Genomic DNA, 22,486 nt, shown 5'->3' on the forward strand with positions numbered 1-22,486 from the left:
CCCGCTTCACCACTCACGACCGGTGGCCGCGCGGACGGCGTTCAGGGCCGTCTCGAGGTCGGGGCCGAGGTCGCGGGCCTGGGCCAGGTAGGCGGCCGCCGCGGCGAGGAGCAGCTCCGCGGGGGCCGGGCGATCCGACGGGCCCGTCACCACCGTGCCGCGGGCCCGTGCCGTCGCCACCCGGCCTGCCGCCTCCAGCTCGCGGTACGCCCGGGCCACCCGTGCCCGACGCCGGCCCGAGATCGCGCGCCAGCTGCCGGATGGGCGGCAGCCTGGCCCCCTCCGGCAGAGCTCCCGACGTCACCGCGCGGATCACCTGGTCGTGCACCTGCCGCCACGGCGGCACGCCGTTCCCGGTGTCGACGACGATCTTCACGCCGCCGCCGGCCGCCGCCGCTTCGCCGGGGCCGTCACCGCCAGGAACGCCGCCAGGCCGGCCACCACCACCACCGCCAGGAACGAGACGAGCTTGCCCGCCGGCCAGCCGATCGCCGTGCACGCGCCGATGCCGAGGCCGATCGCCACCCGGGCGCTGCGGCAGCGCAGCGCCCGGTCGGCACGAGCCGCGCCCACCGCCGGGCGGCGCACTGCCAGCAGCGTGATCGCCGCGCTGACCAGCACCGTGCCCACGGCCACCGCCAGCAGCTTCCCCTGCGCCGTCAGCGCCAGGTGCAGCCCTGATCCCCCGGCCGCCGGCCCGCCCAGCACCAGGATCCACGCCGGGACGATCCCCAGCAGCGTCCGCGGCGCCGGCTCGGCCTCCCGGCGCGGGCCCCGGGACGGCCGTTGCGCCAGCAGTTCGGCGATCAGGCCGCCCAGCAGCAGCGTGGCGAGGATCGTGCCGGCGCCTCCGTCGTCGAGCAGCGGCGGGATCGCGAGGAACAGCCACGGGTACCAGAGCCGGCGCCGCTTGAGGTGGCGGCCGGCCGGCTGCACCTCGCCGTCGTCCGGCTCGGCCACGCCCCAGCGGGTGAGCGCCGGGCGGCGAGGCACACGGAACAAGATGGCGGCGTAACCGCAGCGCGGGCGGCTCGTTGGGGATTCGCCCGTTCGTACGCACGGGAACGTGCAGTCGGCGGGGCAGTTGTCAGCCGATCGCAGCCGGGCCGCGAAAAATTGTCATCGGATTGACAAGAAATGGGTTTTCCTTCACGGGTGTGACACGTTTGGCGTTAGTTTTTCGATGTGTCGGTTGTCACCCCGCAACAGGCGCGGGGTGCCCGGCCGCGGGGTACCCGCGACCGGAGCCCGGAGCGGAGCGAAGGAGCTGCGATGTCGGTGGAGCGCGGATTCGATCACGCTGCGCCGCCACCTGCCGCACTACCGCGCAAACTGGCCGACATCCTGCGGCCCGAGCTGGCCAGCCTCGCCGCCGAAATCGTCGAAGAGATCCGCGCGACCATCCCGGCCTACGCGCGGCCGCTCGACGGGCCCTACGGCAAGTCGATCCGGGCCGGCGTCGAATACGCGATCACGCTGTTCGTCGCGCAGATCGCCGATCCCACGGTGTCGAAGGAACAGTCCCACGAGGTGCACCACCGGCTGGGGCAGAACGAAATGCGCGAAGGCCGCAGCCTCGACACGCTGCAGTCGGCCTACCGCGTCGGCGCGCGGGTGTCGTGGCGGCGGATCATGCGCGTGGGGCGGCGCAGCGGCCTTTCGTCGGCGGTGATGTCCCAGCTGGCCGACGCGATGCTGGCGTTCATGGACGAACTCGCGTCGGTGGCCCTCGACGGCTACCTGGAGGCGAAGGCGCGCACGGCGGGCGCGCTGGACACCTGGCGCCGCAAGCTGCTGCACCTGCTCCTCGAGACGCCGCCCGCGTCGCCGAAGGCGATTGCCGAGCTGGCCCAGCTGATCGGCTGGCCGGTGCCCTCCGACGCGACACCGGTGGCGATCTGCCCGGCCGGCGGCGTCGCCCCGGCCCGCCGGCACGCCGGGCTGGACGCGGACGTCCTCGCCGAACTCGACACCCCCGACCCGAAACTGGTCGTCCCCGGGGAGCTGAGCAGCGCCCGGCTGGCGGCGCTGCAGGTGGCGCTGCCGGACTGCCGCCTGGCGATCGGCCCGTGCGTCCCGCTCGCTTCGGTCGCGGATTCCCTGCGCTGGGCCAGGAACGCGCTGCAGCTGGCCGAGCGCGGCGTCCTGGCGGCATGTCCGGTGCTGCGCGCGGAGGAACACCTGGCGACCCTGCTGGTCAACTCCGACACCGGACTGGTCGGCACGCTGCGGCACCGCCTGTTCGCGCCACTGGCCGACATGACGGGCAAGCAGCAGGAGCGGCTCCTGGAGACGCTGCGGGCGTGGCTGGACAGCCAGGGCAACGTGGTGGAGATCGCCGAGCGCCTCGGCGTCCACCCCCAGACGGTCCGCTACCGCATGCGCCAGCTGCAGGCCACGTTCGGCGACAGCCTGCGCGACCCGGCAGCGCGCTTCGAGATGGAGCTGGCGTTGCGCGCGGGAGCGGCGCCGTTGCCGCTGCGGTACCCGGTGAGCGAGCTGCTGCCGTCGCCGCGGTCGGGCGGGTCGCGTCCACAGTGGACATCGCAGTAGCCGGCCCGTGGGTCAGGTCACCGGCAGATCCGGCGTGAACGCGGTGCTCTGAGCCGGGCTGCTCCCCTTGCGGTTGCAGCTCATCGGCCCCTCGATTCGGTCCTACCGCGGTTGCGTGGCCGCCTTCTTCGCGGCCGCGCCCGGCGAGCCCGGTGCCGGCGGGTTGGAGCCCTCCGGGCAGTCGGCGGGGTCGGGTGTGTCGCAGCCGACCAGGTTGTGGGTGTCGACGTAGGCCTGGTTGCCCGGGCCCGAGCTCATGCCGTCGAGCAGCGGGTTCAGGTCCTGCCCGCCGGTGCCGCAGCCCGTGAAGCCCGGCAGCGTGAAACCGCCGTTCGGCTCGGTGCTGACGTGACCGACGCCGAACGCTTCGTACGGGCCGTCCAGGACGAGGTGCACCGGTTCCTTCGTCACGCAGCCGGCCCCGAGGTCGAGCGGGACGCCGTTGATCTTCGCGCTGCTCATCCGCGCCATCACCCGCAGATCCGCGTGCAGGGAAGGCAGCTGGGTGACCGGGTCGGTGTACAGGTTGCCGGTGAAGTCGATCATCCGCTGGGTCTGGTACTCGACCGGCAGGAACTCGACCGTCGCGCTCACCGGCACGAACCCGAAGCCGAGGAAGGTCGCGGTGACCGGGCTGAACGCGGTCGAGCCGGTGACCCACGAGTCACCGGTGTCGATGTTCACGTTGATGAACCCGTTGACCAGGAGGGACGGGTCGGAGACGACCGTCGCGCCCAGCCTCTTGACCGTCGACTTCGTGAGCACGCTGACCAGGCCGAGCGGCTGGGTGTACACGTTGGGGGGCGGCTCTTCGTCCGCGGCTGTCACGCCGCCGGGTGCGGCGGCCGGCTGCTTCTGCTCGGGGCCCGGCAGCGTCTTCGGCAGCACGAGGATCTTGCCCAGCGTGGCCTGCCGGCCCTCGTCGAGGGTGCACGCGACCTTGGGCGGCGCAGTGGTGGCCGGAGCCGCGTCGGGCGCCGGGACGGCTTCGAGCGCGAGGGTCGGCGCGGTGACTTCGAACGTGACGGCGCCGACGGTGTTGATCGCGATCTCCGGCACGGCGCCGGTCGCGGTCAGGACGACGTCGCCGGTCTCCGGCAGCGGGGCCGGGGCCACGACGAGGGAGACCGGGACGCGGTCCGAGCGGTCGTCCTGGCGGACGGCGAGGTCGAGTTGCACCGCTCCGCGCAGCGAACCGGTGGTGGCGCCGGCGGGCAGGAACGAGAGCGCGACGTCGCGGGGGAGGCTCACCTTGACGGAATAGCCGCCGATCGTCGCCGACGTGCCGGTCTTCGCCTGCGCGGGCAGCGTCGCCGTCGTCTCGACGGTGAGCGCGCGCGGGCCGAGCGGGTCGGCGAACGGGCAGTGCACCGAGACCGACGCGCTCGCCTGGGTGTCCGGCGGGACCGCGGGACCGGGAGCGGCCGAACCGACCCCCGTCAAGGCGCCGTTGGCCACGGACAGCAGGCCGGCGGCCGCCAGCGCGGTCACCGTGGCGGAGCGGGGCCGGACTCGACGTGGCATCGGTTTCCCTGTGTGTTCGGTGGTGCGGAAAACGGAAAACCCGGCGCGGGCCCCTCTCGCGAGAGGACCGCACCGGGAACCCGGTCAGGAGACGGTGATGCTCGGGCTGAACGCCTTGTTCTGCGCCGGGTTGGTGACCTTCAGGTTGCAGCTCATCGACCACGGGGTCCAGGTGTTGGTGGACTTCTTGTGGAACTCGAGGGCCGCCGTGACCGTCGTGCCCATCGACAGCGTGTCGGTGCCCGCCGCCGCCGGCGCGGTGTAGGTCGGCACGCTCGACGTCGCGACCTGCGAGATGTTCACCGTGATCGGGCCGCCGGCCGGGTAGATGGTCTCCGGGATGTTCAGCCCGGTGGCCGCCGGCTGCGACAGGGTGCCCGACGCCGCCGTCACCGGCACCGTGGCGGTGCCGCGGATGCCGTCGTAGCCGACCGCGGTGAGCAGCGCGTGGACACCGGCGCTGATCGTCGCGGAGCCGCCCACGTTGGCCGGGGTGAGGGTGCCGCCCGCCGCGACGGTGTCCTCCGCGTCCAGGTGCGCGGTCACGAGAACGGGCTGCGGCGTGATGCCGGGGAAGGTGCAGGTGTAGGTCAGGGGGGTGGTGCCGCCGGCGGTGTAGGTGACCGTGGCGGCGGCCGCGGTGCCCGCGGTCAGCACCGCGATGGCGCCGATGGCGGTAGCGGTGGTCGCGATTCCGGCTGACAGCCTGCTGAGTCGGGACATACTCATCTCCTTTGATTCAGTACAGTCTCGGCTTTGGCTGATCGATTGCTCGCCGTCGTTGCTCCGATCACGTTCGCTCGCCCCCATTGCCCCGAGCGGCGGGACGTGAATTAACCGACGTGCGAGGTGGAGGTCCATCTGCCGGGAATAAGGCTACTCGCGAGTTCATTACGGAACAAGACTTTGTGGCATCGTCAGTCGGCCGCACCGGGGCGGCCGGGGTTTCTTGTTCGCTCCCGCGCAGGACCGCCGGCGGTTTCATCGGATCTTGACAAAGAACCGCCGCGTGGCCGAACGGTGCCGGGAACGGTCTACCATTCACGATCTTGCCGAAGCAATCTGGGATAACGAAACGGGAGAAAGGAGGCTACCGTGCCGCTTACTTCACGTTGTGAACGGGTATCGCTCAGGGCAGCCGCATTGACGGTCTCGGCGGCGATGGCCCTGTCACTGTGCGCACCACCGGCGTCCGCGGCCACCGTCGGCGGGGTGATCGGCTGGGGGAAGCAGGACTACAGCATCACGGTTCCGCCGCCGAACGTGCTGGCGGGGGTCTCCGCCGTGTCCGCGGGCAGCACGACCGTGCTGGCCCTGCAGAGCGGCGCGGTCTTCGCGTGGGGCGCGAACAACTGGGGCGCCAACGTGGTCCCCGCCGAGGCGCAGTCCGGGGTCGGCCAGATCTCCTCCGGCTGGGGGCACGAGCTGGCCCTCAAGAACGGCAAGGTCATCGCCTGGGGCAACAACTGGTACGGCCAGACCACCCTGCCGGCCTCGGTGAGCAGCGGCGTCATCGCGATCGCGACGTCCAACATGCACAGCCTGGCCCTGAAGCAGGGCGGGCAGGTGGTGAGCTGGGGCACGCGGACCGACGTGCCGGCGTTCGCGCAATCCGGTGTCACCGCGATTTCCGCCGGGGGCGACCACAACCTGGTCATCAAGAACGGCGGCGTGCTGGCGTGGGGCAACAACGCCTACGGGCAGACGACGGTGCCGGCCGGGCTTTCTTCGGGTGTCACGGCGGTCTCCGCCGGGTTCAGCCACAGCCTCGCCCTCAAGGACGGCCGCGTCTACGCGTGGGGCAGGAACAACTACCACCAGATCGACGTCCCGGAGGCGGCGCTGTCCGACGTCGCCGGGATCGACGCCGGAGCCAACCACAACCTGGCTTTCAAGACCAACGGCGACATCGTCAACTGGGGCTCGAACTTCGTCTTCGAGTCGGAACCGGTGACGTGCGGGCCGGTGTTCGCCGTCTCCGCCGGGGACAACGACAGCTTCGTGCTGAAGGAAGACGTCAACGCGCCCTGCTGAGCGAACGGGTGGCGGGCGGGTCGCCCGCCACCCGGTGGGTCAGCTCTGGGGTGCGGTCAGATCGAGCGAAATGGTGTTGCCCGGCCCGGAAACCAGGGCGCCGAGCGCGAGGTCGGCGATGAAGCAGTTGCCGAACTCCGGGATCGTGTACGTGGCGCTGACGGTGATGGCCGGCGCCGTGATGTCGATGTTCGGTGCGACCAGGTTCAGCTCGACGGGGGTCTTCGTCCGGCAGGCACCGGGCACGGTCGGCAGCGGGATCACCGGCACGAGCAGCCCGACCCGGATGTCGGAGATCTCCATGTTCGCCTTGGCGTGCGTGGTCAGCGTGCCGTCGGCGATGGTGCCGGTGGCCGGTCCGAGCGGGAGCACCTTGACCTTGGCCTTGATCCGGAACAGCCCGGAGACCAGCGAAATGTCGGCCTGCGACGGCGGCAGCGCCAGGTCCGCGCTGAGCCCGACCGAGCCGGTCTGGTCGTCGATGATGAGGTTGCCCTGGAGGGTGCCGGGACCGAGGTGCATGGTGCTGCCGGTCTTCTTCACCGTGGTGGTGCCGGCGACGCTGTAGGACACGGGGATTTCGATGATGTCGGCCGAAGCCGGCGTCACGGCCACCCCGCCGAGCACGACGGCCGTCGCCGACGTGAGCACGGCCAGTCTCTTCAGCTGCGTTGCCACGGACATGGTTGTCCTCCTTTTGCGTTTCCCGTCCGTTTCCGGGTGCTCCCGGAAACGGTTTCGTACGGTTGTTTCAGCGAGGCTCGAGCTCGGTGACGACCCAGCCGCCGGTAGTGTGCTCCGCGGTCACGGAAAGCTGCGCCGCGGCGCTGTCGGTCGCATTGTTGTCGGCCCGGACGGCTGATTGATCGAGAAAGACGAGTAACCGCGCGTGACCATTCTTGAGTTCCTGCACGGCGATGGCCGAAACGCGCGAAGTGAGCACGAGTTTCTGCTCCGGCGCCTTGCGCCGGACTTCGGCGAAGAGCTTGTCGTAGGAATCCTTGGCCGCCCCGCGCAACACGGCGGCGGCGGCCTTTTCGGTGACGTCGGTCCGGTCGTAGGAGTAGGAGAAGATCCGGTTGACGGCGAGGGTGACGGCGGAGGTGACATCGGCGGTGGCGGCCACGTCGGTGAGCGCCAGGTTCGCGGCGGCGGGGTTGGCCGCGGCGGAACGGGCTTCGAGGGTGAACCAGACACCGGCCCCGGTGAGGACGAGGGCGGCGGCGAGGAGGAGGGCCGGGAGGCGGCGCCAGGCGGGCCGCGGTTTGGCGGGTTTGGTTTCGGCTTCAGCGGCTTCGACTTCGGCTTCCGGCTTGGCCGCTTCGGTTTCAGCCGCTTCGGACTCGGCGGCTTCGGGCTCAGTGGCTTCGGGCTCAGTGGCGGTAGTGGCGGTAGTGGCGGCCGCGCGGTCGGGCTCGGTGGTCGCGTTGTCCTCGGCGCCCGGATCTCCCGCGGCCCGATCCGCGCCGGGCTCCGCGACGCCGGGCTCGGGGGCGGTCGTGCCTCCGTCGTTTCGCCCGGGCTTGTCCCCGGCGCCGGTGGCAGCACCATCGCCGGCGAACTCTTCCGAGGCGCCCGCCGTCACCGTCTTCGCGCGGCTCATCGGGCACCCACCGGCAGCTGGTCGAGCGCGCTGAGCTTCCACCCGTCCGGGGTCCGGCTCAGCGCCGCCGCGAAGCGGTTGCGCTTGACCGCCGGGGCCGTTCCCTGCTTGGCCATCGTGATCTCCACCGAGGCCAGCAGCTTCGCCGTGCCCGCGTGTTCGTCCAGCTCGCTCAGCGCCGCGTCCACCACGCGGCCGGTCGCCACCGTCGCGTTGGCCGCCAGGGTCTTCTTCGTCGTCTCGTCCGTGCGGGCCAGCTGGTCGTGCAGCGGCCCCGTCGAGGCGGACAGCCAGCGGCCCAGCCCGCCGTCGACGTCGTGGTGGTCCAGGGTGTTCAGCTGGGCCACCAGCGTGCGGCCGGCCGCCAGTGCCTCGTCGCGGGCCACCCCGTACGTCACCGAAGGCGAGTGGGCCGCTGCGTACCAGGAATACCCCGACCAGCCCGCGAACACGGCCGCCGCCGCGGTCAGCGCCACCGACGCGAGCTTCAGCGCAGCCACAGCATCTCCTCGAGGCTCGTCGCCGTCGCCTGCGTGCCGAGCCCGAGCGGGCCGGCCAGCCCGCCCGGCAGCGCCGGCGCCGGGACCGGCGGGTGCGGCGCGTTCTGCGAACCGCGGACCGAGCTTTCGTTCCCGTACGGCAGCGTGCAGGCCGCGTCGGTGCGGAACGGCATCGGCGAGAGGTTGTTGCTCGGCTCGTGCGGCGTCTTCTCGTAGCCCTGGGTGCACGGCGGCGGGTCGTCGAAGTTCAGCACCAGCCCCATCCGCAGCGTGTCGCCGGAGCTGTTCAGCGCCGAGCCCACTGCCGCGACCGCCTTCGGCGTGTTGACCAGGAACTGCTCTTCCGCAGCGGTGCGGGTGCCGAACACCCGGGCCGTGGTCAGCAGGTTGGCCAGCAGGATCGGCAGGCCGGGGTCGTTCTCCTTCAGCAGGCCCGCGAGCTCGGACGCCGCCGGCGGGGCGGCCGCGATCAGCCGCCGCAGGTCGCCGTCCGAACTGGCCAGCTGCTGAGCGAAGACGCGGGCGTTGCTGCTGAACGCACGCCACTCCGCCGACGAGGAGATCTGGGTGCGCAGCACCGTCGCGCCGTCGTCGATCAGCTTCGACGTCTGCGGCAGGTGGGTGCTCGCCTCCTGGGTGAACGTCGTCGCCGAGTCCATCAGCGTCTGCAGGTCCGGGCCGGTGCCGCGCAGGGCGTCGTCGAGCTCGTTCACCACCGTGCGCAGGTCCTGGGTCGGCACCGACGCGGTGAACGAGTCCAGGTTGGTCAGCAGGCTGTTCACCGGCAGCGGCAGCGTCGTCGACTCGCGCCGGATCACCGAGCTGCCGTCGAGGTAGGGCGCGTCGGCGGTGCGCGGCTGCAGGTCGACGTACTGCTCGCCGACCGCCGAGCGGTTCGCCACCACGGCCCGCGAGTCCGCCGGGATCGGCGGGGCCGCGTCGTCGATCAGCAGGTCCGCCTCCATCCCGGTGACGGTGAGCCGCAGCTCGCCGACCCGGCCGACGGCGACGCCGCGGTAGGTCACCTCGCCGTTGGTGAACAGCCCGCCGCCCTCGGCGAGTTCGAGCTTCACCGTGTAGCTGCCGGAACCGAACAACCGGCCCAGCCCGGCGTAGTTCGCCCCGACGAACGCCGTCGTGGCCAGCGCGATCACGACGAACAGGACCACCTGGACACGTATTCTGCGGCTCAGCATCAGCTGCCTCCGGAGACCCGGCTCCCGCTGCTCGGCAGCGGGAGCGTCGGCAGGCCCGGCGGGACACCTTCGCCGGGCGGGGGCAGCGGCACGCCGGGTGCCGGGATCATCGAGGCGTAGGCGTTGATGTAGTCGCCCTTCACCGCGTCGAGCACCGAGTCCGGGAACGGGAACGTCGGCAGCATCTGCAGCGACTGCGGCAGGTCCTTCCCGGCCGCGGCCAGCTGCCCCAGGATCGGGGCGAGCGCCCGCAGGTCGGCGACCATGTCGTCGCGGGTGCGGTCGACGACGTCGGTGGCCACCGTGGAAAGCCGGTCCAGCGACTGCAGCATCGACACCAGCTGCGTGCGCTGCTCGGTGAGCGTCCGCAGCCCCGGCGTCAGGTCGGTCAGCGCGCCGGAGACCTGCTCGTGGCGGTTCGCGAGCGTGGCCGAGAGCCGGTTCAGCCCGTCGAGCGCTTCGGTGATGTCCGAGCGGTGGGCGTCCAGGTCGGTCACCAGGGTGTTGACCCCGGAGAGGAACGACCGGATCTGGTCTTCGTTGCCGTCCATCACCTTCGACAATTCCCGGTTGATCGTCTGCAGCTGCCCGATCCCGCCGCCGTTGAGCAGCAGGGAAAGCGCGCCGAAGATCTCTTCGAACTCGGGGTTGCGGTTGGTGCGGTCCAGGGTGATCGTGGCCCCGTTCGCCAGCCGCGCGGTCCCGGCGGGTTTCGCGTCACCGGTTTTCGCGTCACCGTCCGGTGGGGCGAGCTCGACGAACTTCTCGCCGAGCAGGCTGGACTGGCGCAGCCGCGCGACCGCGTTCGCGGGCAGCACGACGTCGCCGTTGACCTCCAGGACCGTTTCGGCCGTCCAGCCGTCCCCGCCCAGCCGGACTTCCCGCACCCGGCCGACCGGGACGTCCCCGACCTTCACCGCGGCCTGGGGTACCAGGTCGAGCACGTCGGCGAACTGCACGGTCACCGAGTACGGGTGGTCGCCGACGTCGGCGCCGCCCGGCAGCGGCAGGTCGTAGACCCCCTTGAACTCGCCCGGCGAGCAGCCGGCGAGGGCCAGGCAGCCGATCGTCACGACCGTGAGGATCCGTTTCACCGCCCGCCTCCGCTCGTGTAGACCTCGCCGGTGACCGGCAGCGGCAGCGGCTGGAGGTAGTAGTCCAAGTTGCCGCGGCCGAGCAGCCGCCCGGTGGCCGGGTCGACCGCGTTGAGCACGTTCGTCACCGCCAGCGGCACGACGTCGAGCGTTTCGGCCAGTGACTGGCGCTGCTCGACCAGCGTGCGCGTGGTCGTCACCAGGTTGTCCACATTGGCCTTGAGCGCGCCGCGGTTGTCGCGGATGAACGCCTGGACGTCGGCGAGCGCGTGGCCGAGGCCCTCGAGTGCCCTGGCCAGGTCGCCGCTGTTGGCGGCCAGGGTGCCGGAGATCTGCGCCAGCTGCTGGTTGACGTTGCTCACCTGGCTGTCGTTGGCGGCCAGCATGGTGGTGAACCGCTGCAGCTCGCCGACCGTCCCGAACAGGTCGCTCGAGTTGCCGGCCAGCGTGCGGGCCAGCTGGGCGAAGTTGCGGACGCTGTCGTTGAGGGCGCGGCCGTTGCCCTGCAGGTTCTGCGCGCCGGTCGTCAGCAGGTCCGACAGCGCGCCCTGGGCGTTGGCGCCGTTCGGGCCGAGTGCCTTCGAAATCGTGTCGAGGCTGGCGTAGAGCTGGTCGAGCTCCACCGGGGTGGCCGTCCGCTGGATCGGGATGGACGCGCCGTCCGGCAGCCGCGGCCCGCCGCGGGCCGGCTTGGCGAACTGCAGGTAGCGGTCGGCGACGACGCTGGGGGCGATCACCAGGAGCGTGGTGTCCTCGGCGATGCCGACCGAGCCGTCGAGGCTCAGGTCGACCTGCACCTGCTCGCCGCGCGGGGTGACCGCGTCGACCTGGCCGATCCGGACGCCGAGCACGCGGACGTCCGAGCCGGGGTAGACGCCGACCGCGCGCGTGAAGAACGCGGTGACGTGGTGCTGGCCGGAACCGGCGAACACCCACCACAGCGCCGCGGTCACGACGAGGGCGAGCAGCAGCGCGGCGGCGACGAAACGGCTGGCCAGTACGCCGGCGCGGGTGGTGGTCAACGCGCTCACTTCGCTCCTCCCGGGTTCTTCGGCGGGGTACAGGGGTCGTGGTTCTCGGGCAGCAGCCCGCAGAGGTAGGCGTCGATCCAGCGGCCGTTGCCGGTCGCGTTGGTGAGCACCCGGAAGTACGGCCCGGCCAGCTGCAGGCCACGGGTGAGGTTGTCGTTCTGCCGCTTGAGCAGGTCGGTGACCTGGTTCAGCGACTGCAGGGCCGGCTTGAGCGCGTCGGCGTTGTCCCGCACCAGCCCGCTGAGCTGCCCGGCCAGCCGCGCCGTGCCGTCCAGCAGGTCGCGGATCGCGTCGCGGCGGCTGTTCAGCTCGGTGAGCAGCAGGTTGCCGTCGCCGATCAGCTTCTCGAAGTCGTCGTTGGAATCCGCCAGCGTCGTGGTCAGCTTCCGCGCGTTGGACAGCAGTTCGGCGATCTGGCTGTCGCGGCTGGAGACGGTCTTGGACAGCCGGGACAGCCCGTCGAGCGCGCTGCGGACGTGCTCGGGGGAGTTGCGGAAGGTGTCCGACAGCGTGGTGAAGCTGTCCGCGAGCTGCTTGGTGTCGATCGCGCCCACGGTGTCGGCCAGGCCGTTGAAGGCGTCGGTGACGTCGTAGGGCGTGACCGTCCGGGTCCGCGGGATGGGCTGGTCCGGCTGCTGGACGTCCTCGCCGGTGGGGTTGAGCGCGAGGAACTTGCGGCCCAGCAACGTCTTGATCTTGATTTCGGCGGACGTGCGGTCGCCGATCCAGGCGTTCTTGACCCGGAAGGAGACGAGGACGTGGTCGTCGGCCAGCCGCACGTCGCGGACCTCGCCGACCTTGATGCCGGCGATCCGGACCTCGTCGTCCGGCTGCAGGCCGGCGGCTTCGGAGAACTCGGCCTCGTAGGTGGTGCCGCCGCCGACGACCGGGAGGTTGTCGTAGTTGAACGTGACGGTCAGCAGCGCGGCCAGTGCGACACTGCCGATCACGCCGAGTACGAGCGGGTTGCGCTCCTTGAAGGACTTCACGATTCGCACCTCGGCGTGGGGACGAACACGCCGCGCTGGGGCGTGGTTTCGAGCGTGGCGCGGCAGAGGAAGAAGTTCATCCACGACCCGTAGGTGGCGGTCCGGCCGATCGCGTCGAACTTCACCGGCAGGTTGGTCAGGAAACTGTCCACATCGGACTGGTTCTGGGCCAGAGTCCCGGCGACGTCCTTCAGGCCGGCGATGCTGTCCTTCAGCGGCGGGCGGGCCTGCTCGAAGAGGCCGGCGGTGGACTCGGTGAGCGCGCCGATCCCGCTGATCGCGTCGCCGATCGCGACGCGGTCGCCGGCCAGCCCGGAGACCAGCTCCCGCAGGGTGGACACGAGGTTCGCGAGCGCGTCGCCCTTGCCGTTGACCGTCTTGAGCACTTCGTTGAGGTTGCCGATCACCTCGCCGATCACCTGGTCGCGCCCGGCGAGGGTGGTGGTCAGCGAACCGGTGTGCTGCAGCAGGCTCTCGACGGTGCCGCCTTCGCCCTGCAGCACCTGGACGATCTCGCCGGAGAGCTCGTTGACGTCGTTCGGCGACAGCGCCTGGAACAGCGGTTTGAAGCCGTTGAACAGGTCGGTGAGGTCCAGCGCGGGTGTCGTGCGGTCCAGCGGGATCTCGGCGCCTTCGGGCAGCTGCTCCCGGGTGGCCGTGTTCCCGCGCTCCAGCGCGACGTAACGCTGGCCGACCATGTTGCGGTACTTGATGATCGCGCGGACGTCGGCGGGCAGCCGCCGGCCCCGGTCGAGGGAGAACCCGACCACCGCCCGGTTGCGGTCGCCGATCTCGAGGGAGGAGACCTGGCCGACGCGGACCCCGGAGATGCGCACGTCGTCGCCGACGTTGAGCGAGGTGGCGTCGAGGAACTTGGCCGTGTAGCCCTCGGTGGCGCCGACGCCGGAGTTCGTGATGGAGATGGCCAGCACCGTCGTCGCCAGCGCGGTGACGGCGATGAAGATCAGGCTCTTGATGAGCGGGGCGGCGATGTTCCTCACTTGAGCGTCACCTCCGTGCCGCGGTAGAGCGGCCCGACGAGCACGCTGCTCCAGTCCGGGACCGCGCCGGCGGGCACCCCGATCGACGGCGCGACCAGCGTGGCCAGCAGCTGCTGCTCCTGCGGCGAGTTCGCGACGCCGAGGTCGCCTTGGCCGCCGGCGAGCAGCGGGTGGCCGGTGGTGCCGGGTGCCGCCGCGGCGGTGCCCGCGGTGGGGGCGACGCCGGAGGGGTAGCAGCGCGGCTCGCCGCCGCCGGTGAAGCGCGGGTCGTCCCGGCCCGGGAGGTACTTGCCGGTGTCGGCGGTCACCGCGACCTCGGCGTGCACGCCCGGTTCGTTCGTGCCCGCGCCGAGCACCTTGTCCATGGATTTCCTCAGTGCGTTGAGCGAGCCGATCGTGCAGGCGAAGCTGGGGGAGTACTTCGCCGCGATCTCCAGCGGTGCGCGGCTGTCGGCGGCCAGTGCGATGAGGTTGTCCCGGTTGTTCGCCAGGAACGTGGTGACTTCCTGGGACGACGACGTCACCTGCTGGTACACCCCGGCCAGGTCGGCCTGCTTCTCCTCGACCGTGTTCAGCGTGACCGCGGAGGCGGTGAGCGCGTCCAGGAGGTCGGGCGCGATGTCGCCGTAGAGCCGGGAAACCGTCGCGAGGTCCCGGACGTCCGAGGTCAGCTGCGGGAGGTGGGGGTTGAACTCCTCCAGGTAGTCCGCGGCGGTGCCGATCGTCCGGCCGAGCTGCTCGCCGCGTCCCTCCAGTGCCGTCGAAACCGCGGTCAGCGTCGTCGCCAGCTTCTGCGGCTGGACCGCCTGCAGCACCGGCAGCAGGTTGTCGAAGACCCGTTCCAGCTCGACCGCGTTCGCCGAGTGGTCCTGCTCGATGACGTCCCCGGCGACCAGGTGCGGAGCCCGCTCGCCGTCCGGGATGGACAGCTGGACGTACCGCTCGCCGAACAGCGTCTTCGGGACCAGGAGCGCGGAGACGTTGCGCGGCAGCATGTCCACCTTGCCGGGTTCCAGGGCAAGCGCTATCTCGGCGCCTTGCGGCGTCGCCCGCACGTCGCGGATCTCGCCGACGAGCACGCCGCGGGCCTTGACCTGGCCGCCCGGCGAGAGCTGGTTGCCGATGCGGCTCGCCTTGAGCGTCACCGGGACCGTGGTGACGAAGTCCTTCTCGTACACCTTGATCGAGAGCGTCACCAGCACGCCCATCACCACCAGGAACAGCACCCCGGCGGTGCGGACCCCGGCCTTGCGGCGGGTATCGCGTCTCATCCGGCCACCTGCACGGTCGTCGTCGCGCCCCAGATCGCCAGGGACAGGAAGAAGTCGAGGACGCTGATCGCGACGATCGCGGTGCGCACCGCACGGCCCACCGCGACGCCGACGCCGGCCGGCCCGCCGCTCGCGCGGAAGCCGTAGTAGCAGTGCGCCAGGACCACCACGACGCTGAACACCAGGACCTTCCCGAACGACCACAGGACGTCGCCGGGTGGGAGGAACAGCAGGAAGTAGTGGTCGTAGGTACCCGCGGACTGGCCGAAGAACCACACGGTGACCTGCCGGGAGGCGAGGTAGCTCGACAGCAGCCCGATCGCGTACAGCGGGATGACGGCGAGGAAGCCGGCGATCACCCGGGTCGTCACCAGGTACGGGACGCTGGGGATGCCCATGACTTCGAGCGCGTCGATCTCCTCGGAGATCCGCATCGCGCCGAGCTGCGCGGTGAAACCGCAGCCGACCGTGGCGGAGAGGGCGAGGCCACTCACCAGCGGCGCGATCTCGCGGGTGTTGAAGTAGGCGGAGACGAACCCGGCGAACGCCGACGTCCCGACCTGGTTCAGCGCCGAGTAGCCCTGGAGGCCGACGACCGTGCCGGTGGCCACGGTCATCCCGATCATCACGCCGATCGTGCCGCCGATGACGGCCAGCGCGCCGCTGCCGAAGCTGACCTCGGCCAGCAGGCGGACGACTTCGCGCAGGTAGCGGTGCAGGGCACGCGGGGTCCAGGCGATCGCGCGGAGGAAGAAGAGGATCTGGTCGCCGAGGGTGTCGAGGAAGCCGAACCGGCGGTCGACGGCCTCGCGTACCCGCGCGGTTCTCGGGAGGTCCGTGGTCGTCACTTCAGCTCCCCTTGGGCGGCACGAGTTGCAGGTAGACGGTGGTGAGGATCAGGTTCAGCACGAACAGCAGCAGGAACGTGATGACCACGGACTGGTTGACCGCGTCGCCGACGCCCTTCGGGCCGCCCTTGGGGTTGAGCCCGCGGTAGGAGGCGACGACCCCGGCGACGAAGCCGAAGATGAGGGCCTTGATCTCGCTGATCCACAGGTCGGGCAGCTGGGCCAGGGCGGAGAAGCTGGCCAGGTAGGCGCCCGGGGTGCCGTGCTGCATGACCACGTTGAAGAAGTAGCCGCCGAGCACGCCGACGACGCTGACCATGCCGTTGAGGAAGACCGCGACGCCCATCGCGGCGAGCACCCGCGGCACGATGAGCCGCTGGACCGGCGAGACGCCGAGCACCTCCATCGCGTCGATCTCTTCGCGGATGGTGCGGGAGCCGAGGTCGGCGCACATCGCGCTGCCGCCGGCCCCGGCGATGAGCAGCGCCGTCACGATCGGGCTGGCCTGCTGGATGATCGCGAGCACGCTCGCCGCGCCGGTGAACGACTGGGCGCCGATCTGCGTGGTCAGCGAGCCGATGTGCAGCGCGATCACCGCGCCGAACGGGATCGAGACCAGCGCCGTCGGCAGGATCGACACGCTCGCGATGAACCAGAACTGCTGGATCAGCTCCCGGACCTGGAACGGGCGGCGGAAGGTCAGCCGGACGACGTCGAGGCCGAGCCCGTAGAGCCGTCCGGTCTGCCGCAGTGCGGCCGCCCCCGGGAACGACGTCGTCGTCGTTCGTTCCGCCATTCGTGTGCCTCCAGCGGTTTCGGCGGCACGCCGAATACACCCGAGATGACCAAGGGGAAATGGACCGAACGGGCTAATAATTGCCGGCCATTCACGGTCTCGGGGGCACCGTGCCGTTTCCTACTGGTCGGTACGCTAACGACGGCCTTGCTGGGAGACAAGAACTTGAGCGGGATCACGGGGTCACGGGCTGGTAACCGCGCATTTCTTGTCCGCTACTGACAAACGGACCCGATCTTGTTGTCAGCAGAGGAAAAGAAACTCGCCTCCGGGGCACCGCGGCGGTGCACGTCCTGCGCGCCGGTGTCAATTCCCGTGCACCGGAACGGTCGACACGCGTACCCAGAGGGTCGGTTCGCGTACCTGGGGAGTCGGACGGCGAGCCGACCGTCCAGGTACGCGAACCGACGGTTCCGGTACGCGAGCCGACCGTTCCGGTACGGGCCGGCGGGTCAGGACTTGAGGGCGGCGAGGAGCTCGTAGGAGCGGACGCGGTCGGCGTGGCCGTGGACCATCGTGGTGACCATCAGCTCGTCCGCGCCGGTGTCGGCCAGGAGCTGCTCAAGTCCCTTTTGGACGGTTTCCGGCGAGCCGACGATGCTGGAGCCGAAGCGCTCGGCCAGGAACGCGCGGTCCATCTCGGTGTACGGGTACTCCGCGGCCTCTTCCGGCGTCGGCAGCGCGATCGGGCGGCCGCGGCGGAGACTGAGGAACGTCAGCCCGCTGGGGCCCGCCAGGAAGCGGGCGCGCTCGTCGGTTTCGGCGGCGACCACGGACACGCCGAGCATCACGTACGGCTCCTCGAGCACCCCGGGCCGGAAGTTCTCCCGGTACAGCTGCACGGCCGGGACGGTGTTCTCGGCGGCGAAGTGGTGCGCGAAGGAGAACGGCAGCCCGAGCCGCCCGGCGAGCTGGGCGCTGAAGCCGCTCGAGCCGAGCAGCCACACCGGCGGCTGGTTGCCCTCGGCCACCACCGCGTTGACGCCGCGAGCCTCCGAATGGGTGAAGTAGCCGATCAGCTCCTGCAGGTGCTCCGGGAAGTTCTCCGCGGACAGCCCGCCGGGGCCGCGCAACGCCAGCGCCGTCCGCTGGTCGGTGCCGGGTGCCCGGCCGATGCCGAGGTCGATCCGGCCCGGGTGGAACGCCTCCAGGGTGCCGAACTGCTCGGCGACCACCAGCGGCGCGTGGTTGGGCAGCATGATCCCGCCCGACCCGACGCGGATCCGCTCGGTGGCGTCGGCGACGTGCCCGATCAGCACGACGGTGGCCGAGCTGGCGATGCCGGGCATGTTGTGGTGCTCGGCCAGCCAGTAGCGGTGGTAGCCCAGCCGTTCCGCGGCGCGGGCGAGGTCCAGGGTGTTGCGCAGTGTCTCGCCGACGGTGTTCCCCTCCGAGACGGGGGACAGGTCGAGCACGGACAGCGGCACGTCAGGCAGTGAGCTCACAACCGGGGTCAACGCCCCGGTGCCGTCATTGCTTCCCGCCGGGCCGTCCGGGCTCCCGGGCGTGACGATCTTCACGCCCGGGTCGGGTGCGGCCGGTGCGCCGTGCCGTGAGGCCGGCCGCGGGATTCCCGCACCCGGCCGCGCGGGATTGGCTACGGTGGGCGAACCGGAAAATGAGAAACGGGAGGACGGGTGCCGCGTCCCGAGCGACCTTTGGATCCCGGCGACGATCTGCTGATCGAATTCGCCGCGGATCTCCGGCGTTTGCGCGAGAGCGCCGGAAATCCGACCTACCGCGAGCTCGGGCGGCGGGCGCACTACTCGGCCGGCACGCTCTCGGAGGCCGCCGGCGGGCGGAAACTCCCCAGCTTGGCGGTCACGCTGGCCTACGTCAGGGCCTGTGGCGGGGTGACGGCGGAATGGGAGGAACGCTGGCACGCCGTCGCCGAAGAGTCGCGCGCGGACGGTGCCGATTCACCGCCGGAGCCGGAACCAGGGGAAATTCCGCCATACGTCGGGCTGGCTGCTTTCACCCCGGCCGACGCGGGTCGATTCTTCGGCCGGGAACGGCTTGTCGAGAAACTCGTCGAACGGCTCGGGAGACAACGTTTCCTCGCCGTCCTCGGCGCGTCCGGCTCGGGGAAGTCGTCCCTGCTGCGTGCCGGTCTGCTGCCTTCGGTGAAGGGGCCGGCCGTGCTGCTCACCCCGGGGCACCGGCCGCTGCAGGAGTGCGCGGTCAAGTTCGCCGCCGCGCTCGGCGTCGCGCCCGGCGCCCTGCTCGACGACTTCGCCGCGCACCCGCGCAACCTCGGGCTCGCCGCCCGTCAGCTGGTGGAGCGCGGGGGCGAGGACCTCGTGCTGGTCGTGGACCAGTTCGAGGAGGTCTTCACCCTCTGCCAGGACGACCAGGAGCGGGCCCGCTTCCTCGACGCGCTCGTCACCGCGACCACCGAACCGGGCAGCCGCACCCGGGTGGTCCTCGGCATCCGCACCGACTTCTACACCCACTGCGCCCGGCACGCGGAGCTCGCCGAGGCCATGCAGGACGCCCAGGTCCTGGTCGGCCCGATGACGACCGAGGAGCTCCGGCAGGCGATCTCGCGGCCCGCCGTCGACACCGGCTACCGCGTCGAGAACGCACTGGTCTCGCGGCTGGTCGCGGACGCCACCGGCCAGCCCGGCGTGCTGCCGCTGCTGTCGCACGCGCTGCTGGAGACCTGGCGGCGGCGCCGCGGCACCACGCTGACCCTCGCCGGGTACGAGTCGACCGGCGGCATCGAGCGGGCCATCGCGCAGACGTCCGAAGGCACCTTCGCGAAGCTCTCCCCGCGTCAGCAGCGGCTGGCGCGGCAGATCTTCCTCCGCATGACCGCGCTCGGCGAAGGCACCGAAGACACCAAGCGGCGCATCGGCCGCGCCGAGCTCGACGCCGACGACGCCGACACCGCCGTGGTTCTCGCCGAGCTGGCCGCGGCCCGGCTGGTCACCCTCGACGAAACCGGCATCGAGATCGCCCACGAGGCCCTTATCCGCGGCTGGCCGCGGCTGCGCGAGTGGCTCACCGAAGACCGCGAGGGCCTGCGTGTCCACCGGCAGCTCACCGAGGCGACCGGCGCCTGGGAGTCCGTCGACGAGGACCCCGGCTGGCTCTACCGCGGCACCCGGCTGGCCGTCGCCCGGGAGTGGGCCGCGCGCCAGGACGCGGCGCTGTCGCGGCGCGAACGGCGGTTCCTCGACGCGAGCCTCGCCGTCGAGCACGCCGAGCAGGAACGCGACCGCCGCCGCACCCGCCGGCTGCGCCAGCTGGTCGCCCTGCTCGCGGTGCTGCTGCTGGTGGCCGTGGCCGCCACGCTCTACGCCGTGCGCGCCGAGACCACGGCCACCCGCCAGCGCAACGACGCGCTCGCCCAGAAGGTCGCCGGCCAGGCGCTCGCCATGCGCGCCACCAACCCCGCGCTGGCCGCGCAGCTCGCGCTCGCCGCGTACCGCCTCGATCCCGGGGCCGAGGAGCGCAGCGGCCTGCTCGGCATGTTCGGCTCGCCCTACGCGACGCGGCTCACCGGGCACACCGGCCGGGTCAACACCGTCGCCCTCCGCCCGGACGGGCAGGTCGTCGCCACGGCCAGCTGGGACGGCACCGCCCGGCTCTGGAACGTCCGCGACCCGCGCCACCCGGTGCCGCTGGGCGTGCTCGCCGGCCACGAAGGCAACGTGAACAACGTCGCCTTCGCCCCCGACGGCCGGACCGTCGCCACCGCCGGCTTCGACGGCACCGTCCGCGTCTGGGACGTCTCCGACCCGGCACGGCCGGGACCCGGCACGACGATCGAGCAGCACGAAGGCAAGGCCTACGCCGTCGCGTTCAGCCCTGCCGGGCCGCTGCTGGCGACCGCCGACGTCAAGGGCACGATCCGGCTCTACGACACGACCGACGCCGCCCACCCGCGGCCGTCGGGGGAGCTGACCGGGCACACCTCCTACGTCAACAACCTCGCCTTCAGCGGCGACGGACGGCTGCTCGCCTCCGCGTCGGCCGACAAGACCGCGCGCGTCTGGGACGTCGCTTCGCGGCGCGAGCTCGGCGTCGTGGCCGGGCACACCGACGTCGTGCACTCGGTCGCGTTCCGCCCCGGCGGGCCCGTCCTCGCCACGGCGAGCCAGGACCAGACCGCGCGGCTGTGGGACGTCGCCGATCCGGCCCACCCGGCACCGCTGGCGTCGCTCACCACGCACAAGGCGACGGTGCGCTCGGTGGCGTTCACCGCCGACGGGCGCACGCTCGCCACCACCGGCTTCGACCGCACGGCCCGGCTGTGGGACGTCGCCGACCCGCGGCAGCCGCGGGAGCTGCAGTCACTGCCCGGGCACACCGGCGCGGTCGTCTCCGCGGTGTTCACCCGCGACGGCCGCACCCTCGCCACGGCCAGCGACGACCAGTCCGCCCGGCTCTGGGACCTGCCCGGCCCCGCCATCTCCGCGCACACGGCCCAGACGTGCCACGTCACCTTCGGTCCCGGCGGCAAGCTGCTGGCCTCCGGCGGGTACGACGAAACCGTGCGGCTGTACGACCGCACCGACCCGCGCGCGCCGCGGGCGCTGGCCACGATCGGCGGGTTCGGCGACGCGGTCTGCGGCGTCGCCGTCAGCCCGGACGGCCGCACCCTGGCCACCGGCAGCTGGGACCACACGATGACGCTGCGGGACATCACCGACCCGGCCCGTCCCGGGCCGCCGGTGGTGTTCAACCGGCTGCACGACGACGTCGACGCGGTCGCGTTCAGCCCGGACGGCAGGCTGCTGGCCACCGCGGGCGACGGCCACACGGCCCGGCTCTGGGACCTGGCCGACCGCGCCCGGCCGGTCGAGATCGCGAAGCTCGAAGGCCACGACGACGACGTCCACACGATCGCCTTCAGCCCCGACGGCCGGACGCTCGCCACCGCCGGCTGGGACCACACCGCGCGGCTCTGGGACATCTCGGCGCCCCGGGCGCCGCGGCCGCTGGCGAAGCTGGCGGGGCACACCGACACGATCTTCTCGGTCGCCTACAGCCCTGACGGCAGGCACGTCGCCACGGCGAGCGCCGACCGCATGGTGCGCCTCTGGAACGTCGCGGACCCGGCGAACGTGCCGCCGCCGGTGGTCCTGGACGGCCACACGGACGTCGTCATGTCGGTGTCCTTCAGCGGCGACGGCCGGACGCTGGCGTCCGGCAGCTACGACCGGACGATCCGGCTGTGGGACGTCGCCGCGGCGACGCCGTACGCGGTCCTGCCCGAGCAGCGCGACCGCATCTACATCGCGCAGTACGCCCCGGACGGCCACACGCTGGCGGGCGGGGGAGCGGACGGCACGGTGCGGTTCTGGGAGGGCGATCCGGACCGGGCGGCCGAGCGGATCTGCGCGGCCGTGTCACCCCGGATCACCGAAGCCGAGTGGAACGAGAGCTTCCCGGACCTCGAGTACACCCCGCCCTGCCCCTGACCGGGTTGTTCGGCGTTGTTGTTCGGTGCCGGAGCGCGGACACCGAACAACCCGGATCGACTAGACATGCCCTCGGACGAGCTCGTCCCACGACGTTCATTTCACCGGGGGTCTGAAGGGCTCCTTCGAGGACACGGGAACCCGCCTCCCGCTCCGCGAAGGGGCCCTTCAGCGTTTACCGCTGTTACTGCTGTTACTGCTCCCGGGTCCAGGCGAGCGCGACGGTCATGGCGTCGAACCGCCAGCCCGCGGGAGTGCGCGCGGCGGTGCAGCTGACGCGCAGGCCACTGCTCTGGTGCGGCGGTTCGCCGTCGCGGAAGAAGTGGACCAGCTGGTTGGCGGTGGCCTTCGCGTGGTCGCCGTCGAGGTCCACCAGGACGTCCCCGTGCACGTGCTGGGTGCGGAGGCCCTCGACTTGGCTGCGCTTCAGGAAGGCGATCACCTCTTCGAGGCCGTGCATCTCGCCGCGCGGCGAACGAGCGACGACGTCCGGGTGGTAGACGTCGCCGGCGTCGTCGTGGCGGCACTCGTCCAGCAGGTTCGCGAGGCGGGCGAAGAGGTCGGCGATCTCGAGGCGGTCGTCGGCGGACATCGGTCTCCTTGAAGTTGGTGGGACC

Annotated in this window: 19 protein-coding genes and 1 pseudogene; 3 read left to right on the plus strand and 17 right to left on the minus strand. The window is 71.6% G+C overall.

What is annotated here, in order from left to right; translation table 11 throughout:
* Nucleotides 1-6 precede the first annotated feature (6 nt).
* Nucleotides 7-376 (minus strand): annotated as a pseudogene (locus ACLJQE_RS26135) (GntR family transcriptional regulator).
* A complete protein-coding gene (locus ACLJQE_RS26140) occupies nt 373-993 on the minus strand; it encodes a hypothetical protein (protein ID WP_410641990.1) in 621 nt (206 codons plus the stop codon). The pseudogene ACLJQE_RS26135 and the gene ACLJQE_RS26140 overlap by 4 nt, the downstream one beginning before the upstream one ends.
* Before the next feature lie 279 nt (nt 994-1,272).
* Here ACLJQE_RS26140 and ACLJQE_RS26145 point away from each other — a divergent pair, with 279 nt between their 5' ends.
* The gene (locus tag ACLJQE_RS26145) at nt 1,273-2,553 is read left to right on the plus strand and encodes a PucR family transcriptional regulator (RefSeq protein ID WP_410641992.1); all 1,281 of its coding nucleotides are present in this window, start codon (nt 1,273-1,275) and stop codon (nt 2,551-2,553) included.
* A gap of 102 nt (nt 2,554-2,655) precedes the next feature.
* Here ACLJQE_RS26145 and ACLJQE_RS26150 read toward each other — a convergent pair whose 3' ends face one another.
* Both ACLJQE_RS26150 and ACLJQE_RS26155 read right to left on the minus strand, forming a co-directional pair.
* A complete protein-coding gene (locus ACLJQE_RS26150; protein WP_410641993.1) occupies nt 2,656-4,077 on the minus strand; it encodes a DUF6801 domain-containing protein in 1,422 nt (473 codons plus the stop codon).
* An 84-nt stretch (nt 4,078-4,161) separates the two neighbouring features.
* Nucleotides 4,162-4,800: a DUF6801 domain-containing protein gene (locus ACLJQE_RS26155; protein WP_410641994.1), complete on the minus strand. Its 639-nt coding sequence runs from the start codon at nt 4,798-4,800 to the stop codon at nt 4,162-4,164.
* A gap of 420 nt (nt 4,801-5,220) precedes the next feature.
* Between ACLJQE_RS26155 and ACLJQE_RS26160 the strand changes: the two genes are divergently transcribed.
* The gene (locus ACLJQE_RS26160) at nt 5,221-6,111 is read left to right on the plus strand and encodes an RCC1 domain-containing protein (RefSeq protein ID WP_410641995.1); all 891 of its coding nucleotides are present in this window, start codon (nt 5,221-5,223) and stop codon (nt 6,109-6,111) included.
* Between the two features lie 39 nt (nt 6,112-6,150).
* Here the strand turns inward: ACLJQE_RS26160 and ACLJQE_RS26165 are convergent, their stop codons facing one another.
* From ACLJQE_RS26165 to ACLJQE_RS26220, 12 genes are all read right to left on the minus strand, one after another.
* A complete protein-coding gene (locus ACLJQE_RS26165; RefSeq protein ID WP_410641996.1) occupies nt 6,151-6,795 on the minus strand; it encodes a hypothetical protein in 645 nt (214 codons plus the stop codon).
* Between the two features lie 67 nt (nt 6,796-6,862).
* On the minus strand, nt 6,863-7,696 hold the full coding sequence (locus tag ACLJQE_RS26170; protein ID WP_410641997.1) for a hypothetical protein: 834 nt from the start codon (nt 7,694-7,696) through the stop codon (nt 6,863-6,865).
* 14 nt (nt 7,697-7,710) lie between these two features.
* Nucleotides 7,711-8,214, minus strand: a complete 504-nt coding sequence (locus ACLJQE_RS26175; RefSeq protein WP_410641998.1) for a hypothetical protein — start codon at nt 8,212-8,214, stop codon at nt 7,711-7,713.
* Complete coding sequence (locus tag ACLJQE_RS26180; protein ID WP_410641999.1) at nt 8,202-9,410, minus strand: MlaD family protein; 1,209 nt, start codon at nt 9,408-9,410, stop codon at nt 8,202-8,204. The genes ACLJQE_RS26175 and ACLJQE_RS26180 overlap by 13 nt, the downstream gene beginning before the upstream one ends.
* Complete coding sequence (locus tag ACLJQE_RS26185) at nt 9,410-10,504, minus strand: MCE family protein (RefSeq protein ID WP_410642000.1); 1,095 nt, start codon at nt 10,502-10,504, stop codon at nt 9,410-9,412. Before ACLJQE_RS26185 ends, ACLJQE_RS26180 begins: the two co-directional genes overlap by 1 nt.
* A complete protein-coding gene (locus ACLJQE_RS26190) occupies nt 10,501-11,535 on the minus strand; it encodes an MCE family protein (RefSeq protein ID WP_410642001.1) in 1,035 nt (344 codons plus the stop codon). The genes ACLJQE_RS26185 and ACLJQE_RS26190 overlap by 4 nt, the downstream gene beginning before the upstream one ends.
* Nucleotides 11,532-12,524: an MCE family protein gene (locus tag ACLJQE_RS26195; RefSeq protein WP_410642002.1), complete on the minus strand. Its 993-nt coding sequence runs from the start codon at nt 12,522-12,524 to the stop codon at nt 11,532-11,534. The genes ACLJQE_RS26190 and ACLJQE_RS26195 overlap by 4 nt, the downstream gene beginning before the upstream one ends.
* Nucleotides 12,521-13,525: an MCE family protein gene (locus ACLJQE_RS26200; RefSeq protein ID WP_410642003.1), complete on the minus strand. Its 1,005-nt coding sequence runs from the start codon at nt 13,523-13,525 to the stop codon at nt 12,521-12,523. Before ACLJQE_RS26200 ends, ACLJQE_RS26195 begins: the two co-directional genes overlap by 4 nt.
* Nucleotides 13,522-14,796, minus strand: a complete 1,275-nt coding sequence (locus ACLJQE_RS26205) for an MCE family protein (RefSeq protein WP_410642004.1) — start codon at nt 14,794-14,796, stop codon at nt 13,522-13,524. The genes ACLJQE_RS26200 and ACLJQE_RS26205 overlap by 4 nt, the downstream gene beginning before the upstream one ends.
* Nucleotides 14,793-15,644 (minus strand): ABC transporter permease, encoded by an 852-nt coding sequence (locus ACLJQE_RS26210; protein ID WP_310974598.1) that lies wholly within the window; start codon nt 15,642-15,644, stop codon nt 14,793-14,795. The genes ACLJQE_RS26205 and ACLJQE_RS26210 overlap by 4 nt, the downstream gene beginning before the upstream one ends.
* Before the next feature lies 1 nt (nt 15,645).
* Nucleotides 15,646-16,440, minus strand: coding sequence for an MlaE family ABC transporter permease (locus ACLJQE_RS26215; protein ID WP_410642005.1), 795 nt, complete (start codon nt 16,438-16,440; stop codon nt 15,646-15,648).
* Nucleotides 16,441-16,892: 452 nt separating this feature from the next.
* Nucleotides 16,893-17,885, minus strand: coding sequence for an LLM class flavin-dependent oxidoreductase (locus ACLJQE_RS26220; protein WP_410642006.1), 993 nt, complete (start codon nt 17,883-17,885; stop codon nt 16,893-16,895).
* A 213-nt stretch (nt 17,886-18,098) separates the two neighbouring features.
* On the opposite strand from ACLJQE_RS26220, the gene ACLJQE_RS26225 reads away from it, so the two are divergent.
* A complete protein-coding gene (locus tag ACLJQE_RS26225; RefSeq protein WP_410642128.1) occupies nt 18,099-21,869 on the plus strand; it encodes a hypothetical protein in 3,771 nt (1,256 codons plus the stop codon).
* A 193-nt stretch (nt 21,870-22,062) separates the two neighbouring features.
* Here ACLJQE_RS26225 and ACLJQE_RS26230 read toward each other — a convergent pair whose 3' ends face one another.
* A complete protein-coding gene (locus tag ACLJQE_RS26230; RefSeq protein WP_410642007.1) occupies nt 22,063-22,461 on the minus strand; it encodes a nuclear transport factor 2 family protein in 399 nt (132 codons plus the stop codon).
* Nucleotides 22,462-22,486 lie beyond the last annotated feature (25 nt).

The organism is Amycolatopsis sp. lyj-346, from assembly GCF_046548975.1.
Lineage (GTDB): Bacteria > Actinomycetota > Actinomycetes > Mycobacteriales > Pseudonocardiaceae > Amycolatopsis.